Consider the following 21,038-nt stretch of genomic DNA (forward strand, 5'->3'; position numbering starts at 1 on the left):
CAGGGTTTATGGAGCGGTTACGTTTATAGCGCCTTCACCCGCAGCTCCTTCGGCATCGAGAACGTCACATTCTCCGGCCGCCCTTCCAGCTCGCTCTCCCCTATCGCGCCCCAGGCCTGCAGTTGACCGACCACGCCGCGCACCAGCACCTCCGGTGCCGAGGCGCCAGCAGTAATGCCAACACCCGCAACGCCATCGAACCATTCGCGCTTGAGGTCTTCGGCGCCGTCGATCAGGTAGGCCGGAGTGCCCATGCGCTCGGCCAGTTCGCGCAGGCGGTTGGAGTTGGAGCTGTTGGGGCTGCCGACCACCAGCAACACGTCGCACTCGGCGGCCAGTTGTTTGACCGCGTCCTGGCGGTTCTGGGTGGCGTAGCAGATGTCGTCCTTGCGCGGTCCGCCGATGCCGGGGAATTTGCTGCGCAGGGCATCGATGACCTTGCTGGTGTCGTCCATCGACAGGGTGGTCTGGGTGACGAAGGCCAGGGCCTCGGGGTTGCGCACCTGCAGGCGGTCGACATCGGCCTCGTCTTCCACCAGGTAGATGGCGCCGCCGTTACTACCGTCGTACTGGCCCATGGTGCCTTCGACTTCCGGGTGGCCGGCGTGGCCGATCAGGATGCACTCGCGGCCTTCGCGGCTGTAGCGCACCACCTCCATGTGCACCTTGGTCACCAGGGGACAGGTGGCGTCGAATATCTTCAAGCCGCGCCGTTCGGCTTCGTTGCGCACGGCCTGGGATACGCCGTGGGCGCTGAAGATAACGATGACATCGTCGGGGATCTGATCGAGTTCTTCGACGAAGACAGCACCGCGCGCGCGCAGATCCTCGACCACGAACTTGTTGTGCACCACTTCATGGCGCACGTAGATCGGCGGGCCGAAGACGTCCAGGGCGCGGTTGACGATTTCGATGGCGCGGTCGACACCGGCGCAGAAACCGCGGGGGTTGGCGAGTTTGATATGCATGGTGAGTCTCGGCACGCGGAAACTTGAGGATAAAGAGTGTAACGCGAGGCGCCTGCACGATCCCAGGCTACGGGTTCAAATCGGCATGGCAACCGTCGAAAGCGCCCTCCCTGTAGGAGCGCCGCGCTTGATCGTGCCCACGCTTCGCGTGGGCATGCAGCCTGGACGTTCTGCGCCCACCTCACACCGGGACGCGGAGCGTCCCTGGCGGGATTACCATCGGAAACACCAGCATCAGAGCGCTTTGACCGCGATGATCTCCACCTCGAAGTTCAGGGTCTTGCCGGCCAGCGGGTGGTTGAAGTCGATGGTCACCTGGTTGTCGTCAAAAGCCTTGACCACCCCCGGCAGCTCGGCATTGGCCGCGTCGTTGAAAATCACCAGCAAACCATCGGAGAGCTCCATGTCCTTGAACTGGCTACGCGGCATGCTCTGCACGTTCTGCGGGTTGGGCTGGCCGAAGCCATGCTCGGGCAGCACCTGCACACTACGCTTGTCGCCGGCCTTGAAGCCGAACAACGCGGATTCGAAACCCGGCAACAGGTTGCCGTCGCCAACCTTGAAGGTGGCCGGGGCTTTGCCTGCGGTGCTGTCAACCACCTCGCCGTTTTCCAACTTGATGGCGAAATGCAGGGTGACTTCCCTGTCCGGGCCGATACGTACATCAGTCATGGGGTGGTTTCTCCGGACTTGTTGCTTTTGAACATATCCAGCGCCAAGAGGATGGCGCCGAGGGTAATGGCGGCGTCCGCGACATTGAAGGCCGGGAAGTACCAGCGGTGTTGCCAGTGCACCAGGATGAAGTCGACCACATGGCCGAATAGCACCCGGTCGACCAAGTTACCCAGCGCGCCGCCGAGTACCAGCGCCAGCGCCATGGCCAGCCAGGTTTCGTCTGGCTTCAAGCGCTTGAGCCAGACCACCAGCACAGCGCTGACGACAATCGCGATCAAGGCGAACAGCCAGCGCTGCCAACCCGAGGCGCCGGCCAGAAAGCTGAACGCCGCACCGGTGTTGTAGGCCAGGGTCCAGCTGAAGTAATCGGGGATCACCACGATCTGCTGGTACATGCTCAGCGCGTTGTCGAAGTAGAACTTGCTGGCCTGATCGATCACGAACACCAGCAGGCTCAGCCACAGCCAGGGCATGCGCCCAAAACGGCCGGCCTTAGGCATAGTGACGAACCTCGCCGGCGCCTTCGATATTGTCCACGCAGCGGCCGCAGATTTCCGGATGCGCCGGGTTGAGGCCGACGTCTTCACGGTGATGCCAGCAGCGCGCGCACTTGGCGTGGCCGGACTTGAGCACTTTCAGCTTGAGGCCCGGCACTTCGGTTGCCACCGCGTCGCTCGGCGCGCTGCTCAACGGTGCCAGGCTGGCGGTGGAGGTGATCAGCACGAAGCGCAGTTCGTTGCCGAGCTTGTTCAGGTCGGCGATCAGGCTGTCTTCGGCGTAGAGGGTCACCTCGGCCTGCAGGTTGCCGCCGATGGCCTTGGCCGCACGCAGGTTCTCCATCTCCTTGTTGACCGCGACCTTGACCGCCATGACCCGCTCCCAGAACTCGCGGCTCAGCTCGAAGTCTTGCGGCAGTTCGCTCAGGCCCTGATACCAGCCATTGAGCATCACCGACTCGTTACGCTCGCCCGGCAGGTACTGCCACAGCTCGTCGGCGGTGAACGCCAGCACCGGGGCGATCCAGCGCACCAGGGCTTCGGCGATATGGAACAGCGCGGTCTGGCAGGAACGCCGCGCCACGCTGTCGGCGGCGGTGGTGTACTGGCGGTCCTTGATGATGTCGAGGTAGAAGCCGCCCAGTTCCTGCACGCAGAAGTTATGCACCTTCTGGTAGACGTTCCAGAAGCGGTAGCTGTCGTAGGCTTCCTCGATTTCGCGCTGCAGCAGCAGGGCGCGATCCACCGCCCAGCGATCCAGGGCGAGCATGTCCGCGGCGGGCAGCACGTGCTGCGCCGGGTCGAAGCCGCTGAGGTTGGAAAGCAGGAAGCGCGCAGTGTTGCGAATGCGTCGGTAGGAATCGGCGCTGCGCTGCAGGATCACCTTGGACACCGCCATCTCGCCGGAGTAATCGGTGGAGGACACCCACAGGCGCAGGATGTCGGCGCCCAGGCTGTCGTTGACTTCCTGCGGGGCGACCACGTTGCCCAGCGATTTGGACATCTTGCGGCCGTTCTCGTCGACCACGAAACCGTGGGTCAGCAGCTCCTTGTAGGGGGCGTGACCGTCGATGGCGCTGCCGGTCAGCAGGGAGGAATGGAACCAGCCACGGTGCTGGTCGGAGCCTTCCAGATACAGATCGGCGCGCGGGCCAGTGGCGTGGCCGAGCGGGTGCGAGCCGCGCAGCACGTGCCAGTGGGTGGTGCCGGAGTCGAACCAGACGTCCAGGGTGTCGCTGATCTTGTCGTACTGCGCGGCCTCGTCACCGAGCAACTCGGCGGCATCCAGCTTGAACCAGGCTTCGATGCCCGCCTGTTCGACACGCTGGGCCACTTGCTCCATCAGCTCGGCGCTGCGCGGGTGCAGCTCGCCGCTCTCCTTGTGCAGGAAGAACGGGATCGGCACGCCCCAGTTGCGCTGACGCGAGATGCACCAGTCCGGCCGGCCGGCGATCATGCTGTGCAGGCGCGCCTGGCCCCAGGCCGGGACGAAGGCGGTCTGCTCGATGCCGGCCAGCGCCCGTTCGCGCAGGGTGTCGCCTTCGTGAGGCTGCTTGTCCATGCCGACGAACCACTGCGCGGTGGCGCGGTAGATCAGCGGGGTCTTGTGCCGCCAGCAGTGCATGTAGCTGTGCTGGATGGCTTCGTGCTTGAGCAGGCAACCGACTTCGTCGAGCTTGGCGACGATATGCGGGTTGGCCTTCCAGATGAACTGGCCACCGAAGAACGGCAGCGCTTCGACGTAGACGCCATTGCTCTGCACCGGGCTGAGAATGTCGTCGTTGCTCATGCCGTAGCCCTTGCAGGAACGGAAGTCGTCCTCGCCGTAGGCCGGCGCCGAATGGACGATGCCGGTGCCCGCGCCCAATTCGACGTAATCGGCCAGATAGACCGGCGCGAAACGCGCATAGAACGGATGGCGGAAGCGGATCAGCTCCAACGCCTCGCCCTTGGCGATGGCCAGTACTTCGCCTTGCAGGCCGTAGCGCTGCAGGCAGCTCTCGACCAATTCTTCGGCCAGCAGCAGCAGCTGGTCGCCGCTATCGACCAGGGCGTAATTGAACTCGGGATGCACGTTGAGCGCCTGGTTGGCCGGAATGGTCCAGGGCGTGGTGGTCCAGATGACTATACTGGCCGGCTTGCTCAGGCTGGCCAGGCCGAAAGCGGCGGCCAGCTTGTCGGCGTCTTCGACCGGGAAGGCCACATCGATGGCATCGGATTTCTTGTCCTGGTACTCGACCTCGGCTTCGGCCAACGCCGAGCCGCAGTCGAAACACCAGTTGACCGGCTTCAGGCCCTTGAACACGAAGCCCTGCTTGACCATCTCGGCCAGCGCGCGGATCTCGCCGGCCTCGTTGGCAAAGTCCATGGTCTTGTACGGGTTGTCCCAGTCGCCGAGCACGCCGAGGCGGATGAAGTCGGCCTTCTGCCCTTCGATCTGCTCGCCGGCATAAGCACGGCAACGTTCGCGGGTCAGGTCGGACGGCTGGTTCTTGCCGAAGGTGGTTTCGACCTTGTGTTCGATCGGCAGGCCATGGCAATCCCAGCCCGGCACATAGGGGGCATCGAAACCGGCCAGGGTCTTGGAGCGGGTGATGATGTCCTTGAGGATCTTGTTGACCGCATGACCGATATGAATGCTGCCGTTGGCATAGGGCGGGCCGTCGTGCAGGACGAATTTCGGCCGGCCTTCGCCCAGCTGGCGCAGTTTCTGATACAGACCCATGTCGTTCCAGCGTTGCAAAGTCTGCGGCTCGCGCTGCGGCAGGCCGGCCTTCATCGGGAATTGGGTATCCGGCAGGTTTAGCGTAGCTTTATAGTCGGTCATCTCAGGCTCTTCACTTAAGCGGTTGACCCTGCCAATGGGCACGGGCGGCGGCAATATCGGCAGCAATTGCCGTCTTCAGTGCCTCGAGGGAGGCGAAACGCTGCTCATCACGCAGCTTGTGGTGGAAAGCCACCGTCAAACGCCGGCCATACAGATCACCGGCAAAATCCAGCAAATGCACTTCGAGGTGGGCACGGCCATCGCCCGCCACGCTTGGACGCACGCCGATATTGGCGACTCCCGGCCACGGCTGGCCGTCGACTTCGGTACTGACCAGGTACACCCCGCTCAGCGGCACGCGCTTGCGGTTGAGCTGCACATTGGCGGTCGGCGCATCCAGTTGGCGACCCAACTTCTGCCCGTGCAGCACGCGCCCGGCAATCTGGAACGGGCGCCCGAGCAAGTGCTCAGCCAGGGCGAAATCGCCCGCCGCCAGAGCCTCGCGCACTCCGGTGCTGCTGACGCGCAGGCCATCCAGCTCGACCGTCGCGGCGGCCTCGACGGTGAAGCCTTGGCGCTCACCGGCTTGCGCCAGAAAGGCGAAGTCACCGACCCGGTCGCAACCGAAGCGGAAGTCGTCGCCGACCTCCAGATGCCGCACATCCAGCCCGTCGCTCAGAACCTTCTGCACGAACTCGGCGGCGCTCAACTCGCGCAAACGTGGATTGAAGCTCAGGCACAGCACCCGATCGACACCTTCGGCGGCAAGCAACGCGAGTTTGTCGCGCAAACGCGTCAGGCGGGCGGGCGCCGTGTCGGGAGCAAAGAACTCGCGCGGCTGCGGCTCGAAAATCACCACGCAACTGGGCAGCGCCAACTCGGCCGCACGCTCACGCAAACGCGCCAGAATAGCCTGGTGGCCACGATGGACGCCGTCGAAATTGCCAATAGTGGCGACACAGCCCCGATGCTGGGGCCGCAAGTTATGAAGGCCTCGAACCAGCTGCATAGTGCGCTTCTTGCTCATAAAGTGGCCGATTATACCCATGCTCGGCCTTCGGGCGTAGGGTCGATCGGCAGACAAGCACAATGTCGCGCTCAAACCCAGCCCCACCGGGCCATCCGGCGATCAATGGCGCAGATGGCGCATGCGCAGCCCCAGCGCCAGCAAGGCCGCAACAAACGCCAGCAGACCGCCGCCGACCAGCAGGCCCAGCCAGAGCACGCGCTGCTGCCAGCCCCAGACGAACCACTCGGCCGGCGCCACGTTAAGCCACCAGACCACCGCCACCATGGCCGCACAGGCGCCCAACAGGCGCAGGCCGTACAGCCCCCAACCCGGTGCGGGGCGATACACGCCGATCTTGTACAGGCCCCAGAACAGCAGACCAGTGTTCAGCAACGACGACAGCGAGGTCGCCAGCGCCAGACCGACATGCTTGAGCGGCCAGATCAGCAGCAGATTGAACACCATGTTCGCCACCATGCAGATGATCGCGATGCGCACCGGCGTCTTCAGATCCTGGCGGGCGAAGAACGCCGGCGCCAGCACCTTGATCAGCATGAAGGCGAGCACCCCGAGCGAATAGGCCCGCAGCGCGGCGGCCGACTGCAGCACGTCACGTTCGGTCATCGCGCCATAGTGGAACAAGGTGGCGATCAGCGGCTCGGCGAGGATCGCCAGGGCCAGCGCCGCCGGCACCCCGACCAGCAACACCATGCGCAAGGCCCAGTCGATGGTGGCCGAAAACGCCTTGGGGTCATCGCTGGCGTGCTGGCGCGACAGGCTCGGCAGAATCACCGTGCCGATGGCGATACCGAACGCCCCCAAAGGCAGCTCGGACAGACGGTCGGCGTAATACAGCCAGGACACGCTACCGGTTTGCAGCAACGACGCGAGCACGGTATCGAGCAGCAGGTTGATCTGACTGACCGACACCCCGAACAGCGCCGGCACCATCAACAGCATGATCCGCCGCACACCCTCGTCGCGGCGCACCTTGGGCGCGGGCAGCAACTTGATCCGCGCTAGGAACGGCAGCTGGAACAGCAACTGGGCCACCCCGGCAATCAACACACCCCAGGCCAGCGCCATGATCGGCTGATCGAAATAGGGCGTCAGGTAAATTGCCGCCCCGATCATGCAGACGTTGAGCAGCACCGGGGTGAACGAGGGCACGGCGAAACGCCCGTAGGCGTTCAAGATCCCGCCAGAAAAGGCCGTCAGCGAGATCAGCAGCAAATAGGGAAAGGTAATCCGCAGCAACTCCCCCGCCAGCTCGAGCTTGGCCGGGTCGCTGTGAAAGCCGGGCGCGAACAGCATGATCAGGTAGGGCGAGCCGACCACCCCCAGAGCGGTCAGGCCGGTCAGCGTCAGCCCCAGGTAGCCCGCGGTGCGGTCGACCAACTGCTTGACCTCGGCCAGGCTGCGCTGCGTGCGGTATTCCGAGAGCACCGGGACGAAGGCCTGGGCAAAAGCCCCCTCGGCAAACAAGCGGCGCAAAAAGTTGGGAATCTTGAAGGCAATGAAGAACGCATCGGCCGCCGAACCCGAACCGAAATAGGCGGCCACCACCATATCGCGTATCATGCCCAGCACCCGCGATAACAGGGTCATTACACTGACCACCGCGCTGGAACGTAACAAGCCGCCCTTCCCGGTTCGCTCGGACATAGGTAACCCCTTAGCAAAGGTCGCCGAGTTTACCGACCCGCATGGATACTGGGTAGGGCAAGCGGCGTGCCGTCGATTGCCGACGACCAGCAGACGGGTAGCACGTAACACCAAGCCAACAGGCTTGACAATGAGCGCAGGCCTCGGCATGATTCGCGGCCTTATTTGTTTGTATCCCCCCAGATTTCGAGGAGCTTGACGGTGGCCAATACACCTTCTGCCAAAAAACGCGCAAAACAGGCTGAGAAGCGTCGTAGCCATAACGCCAGCCAGCGCTCCATGGTTCGTACCTACATCAAGAACGTGGTCAAGGCTATCGACGCCAAAGATCTTGACGTAGCAAAAACCGCTTACACCCTGGCTGTGCCGATCATCGACCGCATGGCCGACAAAGGCATCATCCACAAGAACAAAGCAGCGCGCCATAAAAGCCGCTTGAATGGCCACATCAAGGCCCTCAGCGAAGCCGCAGCCGCTTAATAAGCGATTCGCGCTTTACTGCCGGTTCTTAAAAACCGACCTCAGGGTCGGTTTTTTATTGCCTGCGCAAAACCAAAAGCCTGTAGCCCAGATGAACCAAGGGCGTAATCCGGAGATTACGCCCTTGGCCGCAGGCTGCGCGAGGATCGAGATTGCGTGACGGAATCGCCACAGACAGCGCAGAGGCGCAAACCTGGCGAGCCGCCGCTACGCTCCGAAGCAGCCCCAGGGAACGTCGCCGAGCCGAGAAACGAGCAGGCTCAGCGCTTTTCCGGCCAGGGCATGATCGGAATAGCGGTGACCGCATTCTGCGGACTGCCTTCGATCACCCGGTCGCTGTACACCAGATAGACCAAGGTATTGCGCTTTTCATCGAAGAAGCGCACCACCTGCATGGTCTTGAACACCAGCGAGGTGCGCTCGCGAAACACCTCCTCGCCTTCCTTCAGCTCGGCCGCAAAGCTGACCGGCCCCACCTGGCGACAGGCAATCGAGGCCTCGGCGCGATCCTCGGCCAAACCCAGACCACCTTTAACCCCACCGGTTTTGGCCCGCGACAGGTAACAGGTGACACCCGCCACCTTGGGGTCATCGAAGGCCTCGATCACGATCTTGTCGTTCGGCCCCATCCACTTGAACACCGTGGACACTTCACCGATCTGCTCGGCCGCCGCACACATCGGCAGCACCAGCAGCGCCGCCAGCAACCCCTTTACCACTCGCATCCTCACCACCTCAAACCAAAATCAAGTTGTCACGATGCACCAACTCGGGCTCATCGACATAACCGAGCAGCCTTTCGATGGCATCCGACGGCTGACCGATGATTTTCTGTGCCTCGAGGGCACTGTAGTTGGCCAGGCCGCGGGCGATTTCACGCCCATCCGGATCGACACAGACCACCATTTCGCCACGCCGAAAGCTGCCCTGGAGCGCCTTGACCCCGACCGGCAACAGACTCTTGCGGCCAGTCGCCAGGGCCTTGACCGCCCCGGCATCCAACACCAGGGTGCCACGGGTCTGCAGATGCCCGGCCAGCCACTGCTTGCGCGCCGCCAGCAAACCGCGCTCGGGCGCCAGCAGAGTACCCAGGCGCTCGCCTGCCTTGAGGCGCGCCAGCACCTGCTCGATGGCGCCACCGACAATCACGGTGTGGGCGCCGGAACGGGCCGCCAGCCGCGCCGCACGCAGCTTGGTCTGCATGCCACCACGGCCCAGCGCACCACCCACGCCGCCGGCCACGGCATCCAGCGCCGGATCGTCGGCACGCGCCTCGTGAATCAATTCGGCATCAGGGTTATGCCGCGGGTCGGCGTTATACATACCGTCGCGGTCGGTGAGAATCACCAGCAGATCGGCCTCGACCAGATTGGCCACCAGCGCCGCCAAGGTGTCGTTGTCGCCGAAGCGAATCTCATCGGTGACTACCGTGTCGTTCTCGTTGATCACCGGAATCACGTCCAGATCGACCAAGGTACGCAAGGTGCTGCGCGCATTCAGGTAGCGCTTGCGATCCGACAGATCGTCGTGGGTCAGGAGAATCTGCGCGGTGTGCCGCGCATGCTCAGCGAAATTCGACTCCCAGGCCTGAATCAACACCATCTGACCGATAGCCGCAGCCGCCTGCAGCTCATGCATGGCCTTCGGCCGCGCAGTCCAGCCGAGCCGACTCATACCCGCCGCCACCGCACCGGAGGACACCAGCACCAGCTCCACGCCCTGCTCACGCAGCGCCACCATCTGCTTGACCCACACCGCCATGGCCGCACGATCCAGGCCACGCCCATCGGCGGTAAGCAATGCACTGCCGATCTTCACCACCCAGCGCCGCGCACTGGTCACCTTGTCACGCATGATCATCCAACCTTAGCCAGAAAGCGCCCAACGGAACGGAAGCCACTGCGCTCGCAGCCTCCAATCACTCGGTATAAAACAACAACGCCGCAATTAAGCGGCGTTCAACAGGTGCTTAATCCCGGACGTAAATGATTTCCGGGCCATCCTCATCATCTTCTTCATCCCAGAAGCTGTCGTCTTCCTCAACATCGCCGACCGCCTTGACCCCGGTACGACGCAACGCACGCTTGTCGTCCAGCGCCTGCAATTGGGCGCGCGCCTCATCTTCGATGCGCGTATCCAGCTCGACCAACTCGGCGGCGAACTCAGGGTTCTCCTGAATCCGCTCAGCGCGCGCCTCGAGGAAATCCATGATGTCGTAGCACAGCTGATCGGTACCCTGGCGCGCCAGAGCGGAAATCACATACACCGGCCCCTTCCAGTCAATCCGCGCGACGATTTCGGCGACGCGCGCCTCCTGCTCTTCGTCGACAATCTGGTCGGCCTTGTTCAGCACCAACCAGCGCTCGCGCTCGGCCAGGGACGGACTGAACTTGGTCAGCTCATCGACGATGGTCGCCGCCGACTCCGCCGGATCGGTCAGATCCAATGGCGCCATGTCCACCAGGTGCAGCAACAAACGGGTGCGGGCCAAATGCTTGAGGAAGCGAATACCCAAACCGGCGCCATCGGAAGCGCCCTCGATCAGCCCCGGAATATCAGCGACCACAAAGCTCTTGTAACGATCGACACTGACCACACCCAAATTCGGTATCAGCGTGGTGAACGGATAATCCGCGACCTTGGGCTTGGCGGCCGACACCGAACGAATAAAGGTGCTCTTGCCAGCATTCGGTAAACCGAGCAGACCGACATCCGCCAGCACCTTCAACTCCAGCTTGAGATCGCGCGCATCACCCGGCTTGCCCGGCGTGGTCTGCCGCGGCGCGCGGTTGGTGCTGGACTTGAAGCGCGTGTTACCCAGGCCATGCCAGCCGCCTTGGGCAACCAGCAGGCGCTGACCGGCCTTGGTCAGGTCGCCGATGACCTCCTGGGTGGCGGCATCAATCACCGTCGTACCGACCGGCACGCGCAACACCAACTCCTCGCCCTTGCGTCCGGTGCAATCGGTGCTGCCGCCATTGGAGCCACGCTCGGCGTCGAAGCGTCGGGTGTAGCGATAATCGACCAGGGTGTTGAGGTTCTCGTCGGCCACCATGTACACGGAGCCGCCATCGCCACCATCCCCGCCGTTCGGCCCGCCATTTTCGATGAACTTCTCGCGCCGGAAGCTCATGCAACCGTTACCGCCATCACCAGCTTTTACAAAAATCGATACTTCATCGACGAATTTCATGAGTACGCCTCCCGCAGCAACACGGGTTATCTAAACCAAGGAACACCAGGTTCTTGCAAAATTGACCTGCACCCGGATCCGTTCAGACCACGCGCGCGACAGCCAGGACAGTTTGGCAAGAACCCCTAGAATACAGAAACAAAAAAGCCCCGTCGCAAGGACGGGGCTTTCCCAGCAGTCGCGCGATTAAGCCGCAACGACGCTCACGTAACGGCGGTTGAACGCGCCCTTTACTTCAAACTTGATCACGCCTTCGATTTTCGCGAAGAGGGTGTGATCTTTACCCATGCCTACGCCGTAACCGGCGTGGAACTGGGTGCCGCGCTGACGCACGATGATGTTGCCTGCCTTGATAACCTGGCCGCCATACATCTTCACGCCAAGGCGTTTGGCTTCTGAGTCGCGACCGTTGCGGGTACTACCGCCAGCTTTTTTGTGTGCCATGAGTTCAATACTCCTATTAAGGGCTCAGACCGAAACGAATCAGGCCTGAATACCGGTGATTTTGATCTCGGTGTACCACTGACGGTGGCCCTGACGTTTCATGTGGTGCTTGCGACGACGGAACTTGATGATGGTGACCTTGTCGTGACGGCCTTGTGCAACGACCTCAGCCACAACCTTGGCACCTTCAACAACTGGAGCACCGATTTGCACGTCGTCGCCGTTGCCGACCAACAACACGCGATCGAAAGTAATGGCCTCGCCGGTGGCGATTTCAAGTTTTTCGACCTTGAGGAATTCGCCTTCGGTGACCTTGTATTGCTTGCCACCAGTAACAATCACTGCGTACATGGTAAATCTCCGTTAATCCTGCTCACCCAGCGCTTTATAGAAAGAGTTATCGACTGGCATGGCTGCTCGGGGCCGGATAAGACGCCCTTGCAATTGCGTAAGTCAGGGAAATACCCAGGGGGGAAGTTCAGGGTGCGCGATTCTACGCAAGACAGCACCGCGACGCAAGGTCCTCGACCACTCGCCTTGACAGTCCCCGGCCCGGCCCATAGCATGCCGCGCAACCTTTGAGGAGCACGTGCCGCTGATGCAACCCCAGGCTTTCTACCATGTGGTGGCGGATGACTTCACCGCCGTCGACGGCATCATCCGTCAGCAACTCGTCTCACGCGTGCCGCTGGTAGGGAAGATCGGCGACTACATTATTTCCGCTGGCGGCAAACGCCTGCGTCCGCTGCTGGTGCTGCTCAGCGGCAAGGCTCTGGGCCTGCAAGGCGACAAACTGCGCCTGCTCGCCGCCACTATCGAATTCCTGCACACCGCCACCCTGCTGCACGACGACGTGGTCGACATGTCCGACATGCGCCGCGGCCGCAGCACCGCCAACGCCCAGTGGGGCAACGCCCCTAGCGTGCTGGTCGGCGACTTCCTCTATTCACGCTCCTTCGAGATGATGGTCGAACTCGGCTCGATGCCGGTGATGAAGATTCTCTCCCGGGCCACCCGGGTAATCGCCGAAGGCGAAGTGCTGCAACTGTCGAAGATTCGCGACGCCAGCACCAGCGAAGAGACCTACATGGAAGTCATCCGCGGCAAAACCGCGATGCTGTTCGAGGCCTCGACCCACAGCGCCGCCGCCCTGGCCGGCGCCACGCCCGCACAGACCGAAGCCCTGCGCACCTTTGGCGACAACCTCGGCGTGGCCTTCCAGCTGGTCGACGACCTGCTCGACTACCGCGGCGATGCCGCGGCCCTGGGCAAAAATGTCGGCGACGACCTGGCCGAAGGCAAACCTACCCTGCCGCTGATCTACTGCATGCGCGAAGGCACTGCCGAACAGGCCGCCCTGGTGCGCCAGGCGATCCAGAAAGGCGGCATCGAGGATCTGGAAAGCATCCGTAATGCCGTGGAAGCCGCCGGCGCCCTCGACTACACGGCCCGGCAAGCCCGCGACTACGCCGAGCGCGCCATCGCCTGCCTGGACGCCCTGCCCGCCAGCGAATACCGCGACGCCCTGATCGAACTGAGCCGCTTCGCCGTGGCCCGTACCCACTGACGCTTGACGCGACAAGAAGCGCCCGTCCATGCGACGGGCTAATAATTTTTATTGCGCGACCAACGGCAGCGATTAATACTTGCTATTAATTGAATAAGAATTATTCTCATCTAACCACTTAAAAGGGAGATGAGTCATGACCTACTTGATCGACGCCTGGCTGGATCGGCCACAACCTTACCTGCGCATCCTCAATCGCAACACCGGTGAAGTCTGCGCGGTATTGCAGGACGACGCGCTGGACGAGTTGCGCGATCAGGGCGACCTGGATCTGCATGAGCTGAACTCCAGCGAACCGCTGGTGCTCAAAGAACTGGTGCGCAACCTGTTTCTCTACTGCTACGCGCGGGCATTACGCCCTTGACACGCGGCATATCACGCCCCGGATTGCATCCGGCTACGGAGACGGGCGTAGGCTGCCACTCGCCGCAGGCAGTGCACCGTGGCTGATCGGCGCGGCGCAAACCCTGGCGGGTTGCCGCTGCGCTCCGAAGCCGCCCTACGGACAAACTGCAGAATTTTGAACAGTCCGCAATCCGTAGGGCGGATGAACAGAGCGTCATCCACCCTACGCGAGCGCCGCTTAGAGGACTTCCAGCAGCTCGACGTCGAACACCAGTACGCTGTGCGGCGGAATGCTGCCAACGCCTTGCTCGCCGTAAGCCAGCTCGCTCGGCACGTAGAGGCGCCATTTGCTGCCGGCGTTCATCAGTTGCAGAGCCTCGGTCCAGCCGGCGATGACGCCACCGACCGGGAACTCGGCCGGCTGGCCGCGCTCGTAGGAGCTGTCGAACACACTGCCATCGATCAGGGTGCCGTGGTAATGGGTACGCACGGTGTCTTCGCGGGACGGCTTGGCGCCTTCACCGGCGGTCAGCACTTCGTATTGCAGGCCGGAAGCCAGCACGGTAATGCCATCACGCGCGGCGTTCTCGGCGAGGAAGGCCAGACCGGCCCCTGCCGCGGCCTCGGCCTTGGCCTGGGCTTCGGCTTGCATGATGTCGCGGATCACCTTGAAGCTGGCCGACAGCTCGGCCTCGCTGGCGCGGCTCGGATGACCGAGGAAGGCATCGGCCAGACCGGCGATGATGGCTTCCAGGCTCACACCCGGCGGCGGGTTGTCGCGCAGTTGACCGCCAAGTTGACGACCGATGCCGTAGCTGACGCGGGTTTCGTCAGTTGAAAGATTGAGTTCGGACATGCAGAGGCTCCGCTGGGGCTGAAAAAAGGCCGGTCAGACTACCACAGCCGCGCCGACCACCCCACCATTGCCACGCCCAGAGCGTGTATGGCGCCGCGCACTCCGGATGGTTACAGGCACGGCTCGCCCCGCAGTTTTCAGTGCGATGAACTCGACCCTGGCGGTTTGTCTGACTCATCGGGCATGCCGCACATTTCGTCATGCACCTGCGCCTGCACCAAGTGCAACGGCGGCAGTTGCGACAAGGGCTGCAGCACCTCGCGGGCATGCTCCAGCGAGCGCAGGTGCAGGATCTGGCCATGGCCATCTTGCAGAGTGAATGGCCGCCCACTCACCCGCGCCTCCAGCAGGTAGTAATTCCCCCCTTCGAGGGAGATCAGATTCAACTCATCGACATGCCCCGCGCGGGCATGACCGGAAAGGTCGTGCAGGTTCATGAGGTGCCACCTCGCGCTAACGATTCGTACAACCCCCATACAAACACAGTGTTTGCAGTAGGTCGCGGAAGCACAAGGCAGAAACGCAACCGCCCGTCCGTTTCGCAACGAGCGGGCGGTCTGCCTGACCAGATCAATAGCGTTGTTCAGCTGTGGTCGTGCTTGGTCAGCTTATCCAGGTAACCCATGGCGAACGCCGACACCACGAAGGTCATGTGGATGATCACGTACCACATCAGCTTGTTATCGGGGATGTTCTTCGCGTCCATGAACACCTTGAGCAGGTGGATCGAGGAGATCGCCACAATGGAGGCCGCGACTTTCATCTTCAGCGAGCCGGAATCCATCTTGCCCAGCCAGCTGAGCTTTTCCTTGCCTTCGTCGATGTCCAACTGCGAGACGAAGTTCTCGTAGCCGGAAATCATCACCATCACCAGCAGACCGCCGACCAGGGCCATGTCGATCAACGACAGTATCACCAGGATCAGATCCGCCTCGGCCATGGCAAACACGCTGGGGAGGATATGGAATATTTCCTGAAAGAACTTCACTGCCAATGCCAACAACCCTAGCGACAAGCCGAAGTAGATCGGCGCCAGCAGCCAACGAGAGGCGTACATAGTGTTTTCGATAAAGCGTTCCATGGGGTCTCGCAAGTGGCGAACAAAGCAGCCGGCGAGTATACCCAGCGTTCCCGCACAGACAAAGACGCAAGTAGCCACCGCACCCTTGCGGTTATCCCCAGCAACTGTGGATAACCTTGTGGGCATGCTCGGGATTAAAGCCGCCACGCCAGCGCCAACCGGCCGTGCGGCAGGCTGCTCAAAAGCCGACCAGGTCGAGTTCAGTTATCCGGCTGAAACTGGAAGCAACCCTGACGGCCATGGCGATTGCCATTCAAGCGGCGCAACTCGGCCTGGATATGCAAACGCCAGATCGGCAGTTCGAGGCATTCATCGTAGCCCTGAACCAGCAGGCTTTCGACAATCCCGGCAAGCACCCCTTCGGCCACAACAGGCCCGCAAAACGGGCCTTGCGCCTTGATGGCAGAGGGTTGGGCTCCGGACAGGCCAGCGGCACAGATCAGCGTCCAGAGCCCCCGATCGCCAGCCAGTGGCAATACCACGCATTCGATACGGGTAATCAGCCCCAGGCATTGACGGGTGAGACAGAGGCTGCGCGGCATGGCGGCGACCCTCATGTGATCAGGCTTTCAGCCTACACCCGCACAGGCGGCTCAGGGAAGCCGCCAGTCAGCCCGGTCATTTGTGGGTAACTGTGTGGATGAAACCCGCCGCCGCCCGACTGTCGCGGTGCGCCGCCGGCTGCATCCGCAGCCGGCCCGGCCAGCGGACGGCTGGCCGGCTCAGGCGGCCGGCTTCTTCACGCGCGGCTTCTTCTCCTCGGCCGGAGCCACCAACGCTTCGGCCTTCACCTCCTTGTCATCTTCGGCCATGCCGATTTCGGCGATCTCGCGCAGCCGCTCGACCACCCGCGCATTGACGCTGTCGGGCGGAAACTGGCCTTCGGCGTTCGGCGTGCCGGCATCTTCGCCGACCAGCAGGCTCAGCGCCTCGTCGACCTGGCGCACCGCGTAGATATGGAACTGGCCGGCGCGCACCGCTTGCAGCACGCGCTCATCGAGCATCAGGGTGGCAATGTTGGAGTGCGGAATGATCGCGCCCTGCTCGCCCGTCAGGCCGCGGGCCTCGCACAGCCGGAAGAAGCCTTCGATCTTCTCGTTGGCGCCGCCGACCGCCTGCACCTCGCCGAACTGATTGATCGAACCGGTGATGGCGAAACACTGCTTGAGCGGGCGCCGCGACAACGCCGAGATCAGGGTGCAGACCTCGCCCAGCGAGGCACTGTCGCCGTCGACATAGCCATAGGACTGCTCCAGGGCGATGCTCGCGGAAATCTCCAGGGGAAACTCCTGGGCATAGCGGCTGCCCAGGTAACCGGTGAGGATCATCACGCCCTTGGAGTGGATCGGCTGGCCGAGGTTGACCTCGCGTTCGATGTCGACGATGCCCGAACCGCCCGGGTAGACGGTGGCGGAAATCCGCGCCGGCACGCCGAAGGCCGAGTCGCCGACTTCCAGCACGGTCAAGCCATTGCACTTGCCGACCGCCGCACCGGCGGTGTCGATCAGGATGATCCCCGCCAGCATGTCGTCGATGATTCGCGCCGAAACCCGCCCGGTGCGGGTGGCCTTGGCTTTCAGCGCGCGTTCGATATGGCCGACGTCGGTCAGCGTCTCATTGGCCAGTTGGCGGATGAAATCGGCCTCGCTGACCAGCTGGAACAAATCGCCGATGCGTGCCGACAAGCGCCCCTGGTGCTCGGCCAGGCGCGCACTGAAGGTCGCCAGGCGCGCCACCGCCGCCGCGGTCAGCGGCGCCATGCCCTCTTCCATGGTGCGGGTCTTCATCAATTGGGCGAACTGTTCCAGGCTTTCGTCGCCGAGGGGAATGTCCTCGTCGAAGTCGACCAGCACGCGAAACATTTCCTGGAAGTCCGGATCATGATCCTGCAACGCGTAATACAACTGGCGCGCGCCGATGATAACCACCTTGACCTGCAAGGGAATCACCTGCGGGCTGAGGGTCACGGTGGCGATGCGACCGAGGTCGCCGAGCGGCGACTCCATCTTCAGCTGGCGCGAATGCAGGGCGCGCTTGAGCGCATCCCAGACGAACGGCTCGCCGAGCATCTTCTCCGCTTCGAGAATCAGGAAACCGCCGTTGGCCCGGTGCAAGGCGCCGGGGCGCAGCTGTCGGTAGCTGGTGTAGAGCGCGCCCTGGTCGGCGTTGTATTCGATACGCCCGAACAGGTTGTCGTAGGTCGGGTGTGGCTCGAACACCACCGGCGCGCCGCCATGCGCATGATGGCCAACCACCAGACTCGGGCAGTACTGCTCCTCGAGCAGCTTGCGGGTCTGCACATCGGCTTTTTCCACCTCGACCAATTGGTCGACCACGGTTTTCAGCAGGTTGACCTGCACCGCCTGCAGATAGCCACAGACACCGGCATTTTCCGCATACTGCTCCGACAACGGCGCCAGCAGCGGCTGCAGCGCCACTGTGATGGTTTCTTCATTGAGTTGGCGCAGCTGGTTGCTCGACTCGCGCTTCCACTGCGGCAGGCTGGCCAGCTCTTCGTTGAGCCGCTCTTCCAGGGTCGAGATGTCGACATGGAAGCGCTCACGCTCGGCTTCCGGCAACTGGGCGAACTCGGCCTCGTCCAGCGCCTTGCCCTCGAGCATCGGGGTGAAGGCGATATTGCTGCTGTCGCGGTACAACGCCACGTTCTTTTCCAGGGACAGCTTCTCGATCACATCGAGCGCCTGGTCGTAGCGCTTGTTGAACGCGCGATCGATGGCGCTTTTCTTCTGCTGGTAGGACGGGTGCTCGAATACCGCCGGAAAGGTCGCCAGCAGGTTGTCGATCAGCTGGTTGATGTCGGCGATGAAGGCTCCGGCACTGCCCGCCGCCAGCTCCAGCGCACGCGGCTCGCGCGGTTCGTCGAAGTGATTGACATAGACCTGATCCGCCGGGGTCGCCAGGCGTTTGGCTTCGGCTTTCAGGTAACGGTTGACGAAAGAGAAACGCCCGGTGCCGGGCTCGCCCATGACGAATACGTTGTACCCAGGACGCGGCATGGCCACGCCGAACTGCAGGGCCTCGACCGCGCGCTCCTGGCCGAGCACGCCACGAAAAGGCTCCAGGTCATCGGTGCTGGTGAAGTTGAACTGCGCGGGCGAGAACGGACGGGTAAGTGCTTCAGGTGCCAGCCGCAAATGGGCTGCAACGGAGTCTGGCATTGGAAATCCTTGAACGGGGTGGGGGCTGTTGCCATTTCATCGCGACCGCGCTGAAACGGCAACAGACCTAGGGAAATCATGGCCGCATCGGCCGTCATCCACAAGCCGTATGGTTGATCCCGTGCACGCGGCAAGCGCTCAGAGGTTGTGAAAATATCGAGCGTCGTCGCGAGGCTGTCTCCAAGCGTTCGCGGCAAGGCGTGCGTTTTTTCGCCGCCGCTCAGAGAAGGCCGAGGCGTTTGGCCAGGCGGTTCAGGTTGGCCCGGTCGATGCCCAGATCCCGGGCGACATCCGCCCACTTGTTCTGGTTGCGGGCCAGCGAGTCGTTGATCAAGCGCTTCTGGTACTCGCCCAGTAGCGTCTTCATGCTGGCCCCGGGGCGATCCGATGGAACCGCTAGCGGCGCGGCACTCGACAACGGATCGAGCGTTTGCTCCTCGAGATCCAGATTATGCGGTTCGAGGGTGACGATGCGTGGGCGCTCCTTGTGCCCGGCCATGGCCTTGAGCACGGCGCGGCCGATCAGGTGTTCGAGCTCGCGCACGTTGCCCGGCCAGCTGTAAGCGAGCAGGGCGTTCTGCGTGCTGGCACTGAGACGCAGGCTGCGCAGGCCGAGGCGGGCGCGATTCTCTTCGAGGAAGTAGCCGGCCAGCAGCAGGATGTCGCGGCCGCGCTCGCGCAACGGCGGCACCTGCAGCGGGTAGACGCTGAGGCGGTGATAGAGATCCGCGCGAAAGCGCCCGCTGCGCACTTCTTCGGCCAGGTCGCGGTTGGTCGCCGCGATGATGCGCACATCGACGTGATGCTCGCGATCCGAGCCGACCCGTTGCAGCTGGCCGCTCTGCAGGACACGCAGCAGCTTGGCCTGAATCGGCAGCGCCAGTTCGCCGATTTCGTCGAGGAAAATCGAGCCGCCATCGGCCAGCTCGAACTTGCCGCTGCGCTCGCCGACGGCGCCGGAAAAAGCGCCCTTGACGTGGCCGAACAGCTCGCTCTCGACCAGGGTATCGGGCAGCGCCGCGCAGTTCAGGCTGATCAGGGGCTTCTGCGCGCGCGGCGAGCTCAGGTGGATGGCCTCGGCAACCAGCTCCTTGCCCACCCCGGTTTCCCCGGTGATCAGCACGGTCAGCGCACTGTTGCCGACCAGTTGAACCTCTTCCTGTAATTGTTTGTGGCGGGCACTCTGGCCGACCAGTTCGCGCGGGCGGCGGCCGTCGGCGGCGCGCTTGTAGACGGCGGCCAGTTGCCGCTGCTCCTCGGCATTGCGCGCCAGCAGGCTGATGCGCTCGCTGGCCATCACGGTGGCGGCGGCCAGGCTGGCGAAGGCGGCCAGGTTATCCAGGTCGACGCTGCCGAAACTGGCCGGATCGAGGGCATCGAGGGTCAGCAGGCCCCAGGGTTTGTCTTGCAGGTACAGCGGACAGCCGAGGCAGTCGTGGATCGCCAGATGGCCATGATGGCCATCGACCAGGCCGTCATAGGGGTCGGGCAAGCCACAGTCGATGGCGAAACGCGTCGGCCCGCGCCGTTCGAGGAGCATGCGCAGGCGCGGGTGATGCTCGACCTTGAAGCGACGGCCCAGGGTGTCCGGGCTCAAGCCCTCGACCGACAGCGGAATAAGGGTGTCGCCTTCCAGCTTGAGCAGGGCCACGGCATCGCATGGCATCAGTTGGCGCAGCGCACGCAACAGCCGCCGGTAGCGTTCATCATCGGGCAGGTCGCGCGACAGATCGGCGACCAAGGGAACCAGGGCGAGCAGCAGTGGGTTGGTCATAACGACTCCATTCTAGTCATAGTGACAAGAAAAAACCCTAGTCACTATGACCCACTAAAATCATATGTATTTGATTTATTTGAATATTTTTTATGGCACGGAAAATGACTATACCAAGGTGTCGATAAACTATCACGCAAGGTAAAAACCATGAAACGACTCTCCGCACTGACTCTCGGCCTGTTGCTGCTCGGCGCTCAATCGGCCTTCGCCATCGAAGTAGTCGCCGAACAACCCGACCATACCGCCGGCAAGGTGTTCGGCGGCCTGGGTGGGGTCATTCTCGGCGGCGCCGCTGGCGGCCCCATCGGCGCACTGGCCGGTGCCGCCCTGGGAGCCTGGAGCGGCTCGGGCGCCCAGAACGTGCTGGGACTCAGCGACACGGCGTACCTGGTCAAGACCGACGACGGCACGCAACGCGTCGTGCGCTCGCCTAACGCACGCTTCAAGGCCGGCGAGTTGGTGAGCATCCGCGGCAACCGGCTCGCCCGGCCCGAACACTAACCGCTCCCGCACCCGCACCCGAGTGGGGCGCCGG

21 protein-coding genes are annotated in these 21,038 nt (G+C 62.9%); 4 read left to right on the forward strand and 17 right to left on the reverse strand.

Features of this window, described 5'->3' with window-relative positions; translation table 11 throughout:
- Window positions 1-23: 23 nt before the first annotated feature.
- The 6 genes from ispH to murJ form a co-directional block, all read right to left on the reverse strand.
- A complete protein-coding gene (gene ispH, locus P8H27_RS18725; protein WP_289639225.1) occupies window positions 24-968 on the reverse strand; it encodes a 4-hydroxy-3-methylbut-2-enyl diphosphate reductase in 945 nt (314 codons plus the stop codon).
- A gap of 234 nt (window positions 969-1,202) precedes the next feature.
- A complete protein-coding gene (locus P8H27_RS18730) occupies window positions 1,203-1,640 on the reverse strand; it encodes a peptidylprolyl isomerase (RefSeq protein ID WP_289639227.1) in 438 nt (145 codons plus the stop codon).
- Window positions 1,637-2,143, reverse strand: a complete 507-nt coding sequence (lspA, locus tag P8H27_RS18735) for a signal peptidase II (RefSeq protein WP_289639229.1) — start codon at window positions 2,141-2,143, stop codon at window positions 1,637-1,639. Before lspA ends, P8H27_RS18730 begins: the two co-directional genes overlap by 4 nt.
- Window positions 2,136-4,967 carry an isoleucine--tRNA ligase gene (ileS, locus tag P8H27_RS18740; RefSeq protein ID WP_289639231.1) on the reverse strand — a complete coding sequence of 944 codons (2,832 nt, stop codon included), beginning with the start codon at window positions 4,965-4,967 and terminating at the stop codon, window positions 2,136-2,138. Before ileS ends, lspA begins: the two co-directional genes overlap by 8 nt.
- 10 nt (window positions 4,968-4,977) lie before the next feature.
- Complete coding sequence (gene ribF / locus P8H27_RS18745) at window positions 4,978-5,916, reverse strand: bifunctional riboflavin kinase/FAD synthetase (RefSeq protein WP_289639232.1); 939 nt, start codon at window positions 5,914-5,916, stop codon at window positions 4,978-4,980.
- 120 nt (window positions 5,917-6,036) lie between these two features.
- Complete coding sequence (gene murJ, locus P8H27_RS18750; protein WP_289639233.1) at window positions 6,037-7,581, reverse strand: murein biosynthesis integral membrane protein MurJ; 1,545 nt, start codon at window positions 7,579-7,581, stop codon at window positions 6,037-6,039.
- Between the two features lie 201 nt (window positions 7,582-7,782).
- Here murJ and rpsT point away from each other — a divergent pair, with 201 nt between their 5' ends.
- Window positions 7,783-8,061: a 30S ribosomal protein S20 gene (gene rpsT, locus P8H27_RS18755; RefSeq protein WP_172143820.1), complete on the forward strand. Its 279-nt coding sequence runs from the start codon at window positions 7,783-7,785 to the stop codon at window positions 8,059-8,061.
- 260 nt (window positions 8,062-8,321) lie between these two features.
- On the opposite strand, the gene P8H27_RS18760 is transcribed toward rpsT, so the two are convergent.
- The 5 genes from P8H27_RS18760 to rplU all read right to left on the reverse strand — a co-directional run bounded on the left by P8H27_RS18760 (window position 8,322) and on the right by rplU (window position 12,049).
- Window positions 8,322-8,786 (reverse strand): CreA family protein, encoded by a 465-nt coding sequence (locus tag P8H27_RS18760; protein WP_289639235.1) that lies wholly within the window; start codon window positions 8,784-8,786, stop codon window positions 8,322-8,324.
- A 10-nt stretch (window positions 8,787-8,796) separates the two neighbouring features.
- Window positions 8,797-9,915: a glutamate 5-kinase gene (gene proB, locus P8H27_RS18765; RefSeq protein WP_289639236.1), complete on the reverse strand. Its 1,119-nt coding sequence runs from the start codon at window positions 9,913-9,915 to the stop codon at window positions 8,797-8,799.
- A gap of 115 nt (window positions 9,916-10,030) precedes the next feature.
- A complete protein-coding gene (gene cgtA, locus P8H27_RS18770; protein WP_289639237.1) occupies window positions 10,031-11,254 on the reverse strand; it encodes an Obg family GTPase CgtA in 1,224 nt (407 codons plus the stop codon).
- Window positions 11,255-11,440: 186 nt separating this feature from the next.
- Window positions 11,441-11,698: a 50S ribosomal protein L27 gene (gene rpmA / locus P8H27_RS18775; protein WP_007950960.1), complete on the reverse strand. Its 258-nt coding sequence runs from the start codon at window positions 11,696-11,698 to the stop codon at window positions 11,441-11,443.
- 39 nt (window positions 11,699-11,737) lie between these two features.
- Window positions 11,738-12,049: a 50S ribosomal protein L21 gene (rplU, locus tag P8H27_RS18780; protein ID WP_289639239.1), complete on the reverse strand. Its 312-nt coding sequence runs from the start codon at window positions 12,047-12,049 to the stop codon at window positions 11,738-11,740.
- A gap of 247 nt (window positions 12,050-12,296) precedes the next feature.
- On the opposite strand from rplU, the gene P8H27_RS18785 reads away from it, so the two are divergent.
- The gene (locus tag P8H27_RS18785; protein WP_289639240.1) at window positions 12,297-13,265 is read left to right on the forward strand and encodes a polyprenyl synthetase family protein; all 969 of its coding nucleotides are present in this window, start codon (window positions 12,297-12,299) and stop codon (window positions 13,263-13,265) included.
- A 136-nt stretch (window positions 13,266-13,401) separates the two neighbouring features.
- Window positions 13,402-13,629 (forward strand): hypothetical protein, encoded by a 228-nt coding sequence (locus tag P8H27_RS18790; RefSeq protein WP_289639241.1) that lies wholly within the window; start codon window positions 13,402-13,404, stop codon window positions 13,627-13,629.
- Window positions 13,630-13,848: 219 nt separating this feature from the next.
- Here the strand turns inward: P8H27_RS18790 and P8H27_RS18795 are convergent, their stop codons facing one another.
- From P8H27_RS18795 to norR, 6 genes are all read right to left on the reverse strand, one after another.
- A complete protein-coding gene (locus P8H27_RS18795; RefSeq protein ID WP_289639242.1) occupies window positions 13,849-14,466 on the reverse strand; it encodes an FKBP-type peptidyl-prolyl cis-trans isomerase in 618 nt (205 codons plus the stop codon).
- Window positions 14,467-14,603: 137 nt separating this feature from the next.
- Window positions 14,604-14,903 carry a DUF6482 family protein gene (locus P8H27_RS18800; protein ID WP_289639243.1) on the reverse strand — a complete coding sequence of 100 codons (300 nt, stop codon included), beginning with the start codon at window positions 14,901-14,903 and terminating at the stop codon, window positions 14,604-14,606.
- 146 nt (window positions 14,904-15,049) lie between these two features.
- Window positions 15,050-15,547, reverse strand: a complete 498-nt coding sequence (locus tag P8H27_RS18805; protein ID WP_289639244.1) for a TIGR00645 family protein — start codon at window positions 15,545-15,547, stop codon at window positions 15,050-15,052.
- A 200-nt stretch (window positions 15,548-15,747) separates the two neighbouring features.
- Complete coding sequence (locus tag P8H27_RS18810) at window positions 15,748-16,089, reverse strand: hypothetical protein (protein ID WP_289639245.1); 342 nt, start codon at window positions 16,087-16,089, stop codon at window positions 15,748-15,750.
- 180 nt (window positions 16,090-16,269) lie between these two features.
- Window positions 16,270-18,726, reverse strand: coding sequence for a Lon protease family protein (locus tag P8H27_RS18815; protein WP_289639246.1), 2,457 nt, complete (start codon window positions 18,724-18,726; stop codon window positions 16,270-16,272).
- Window positions 18,727-18,946: 220 nt separating this feature from the next.
- Window positions 18,947-20,500 (reverse strand): nitric oxide reductase transcriptional regulator NorR, encoded by a 1,554-nt coding sequence (gene norR, locus P8H27_RS18820; RefSeq protein ID WP_289639247.1) that lies wholly within the window; start codon window positions 20,498-20,500, stop codon window positions 18,947-18,949.
- Between the two features lie 150 nt (window positions 20,501-20,650).
- Here norR and P8H27_RS18825 point away from each other — a divergent pair, with 150 nt between their 5' ends.
- Window positions 20,651-21,004, forward strand: coding sequence for a hypothetical protein (locus tag P8H27_RS18825; protein WP_289639248.1), 354 nt, complete (start codon window positions 20,651-20,653; stop codon window positions 21,002-21,004).
- Window positions 21,005-21,038 lie beyond the last annotated feature (34 nt).

It is taken from the genome of Pseudomonas sp. sp1636 (assembly GCF_030376615.1).
Classification (GTDB): domain Bacteria; phylum Pseudomonadota; class Gammaproteobacteria; order Pseudomonadales; family Pseudomonadaceae; genus Aquipseudomonas.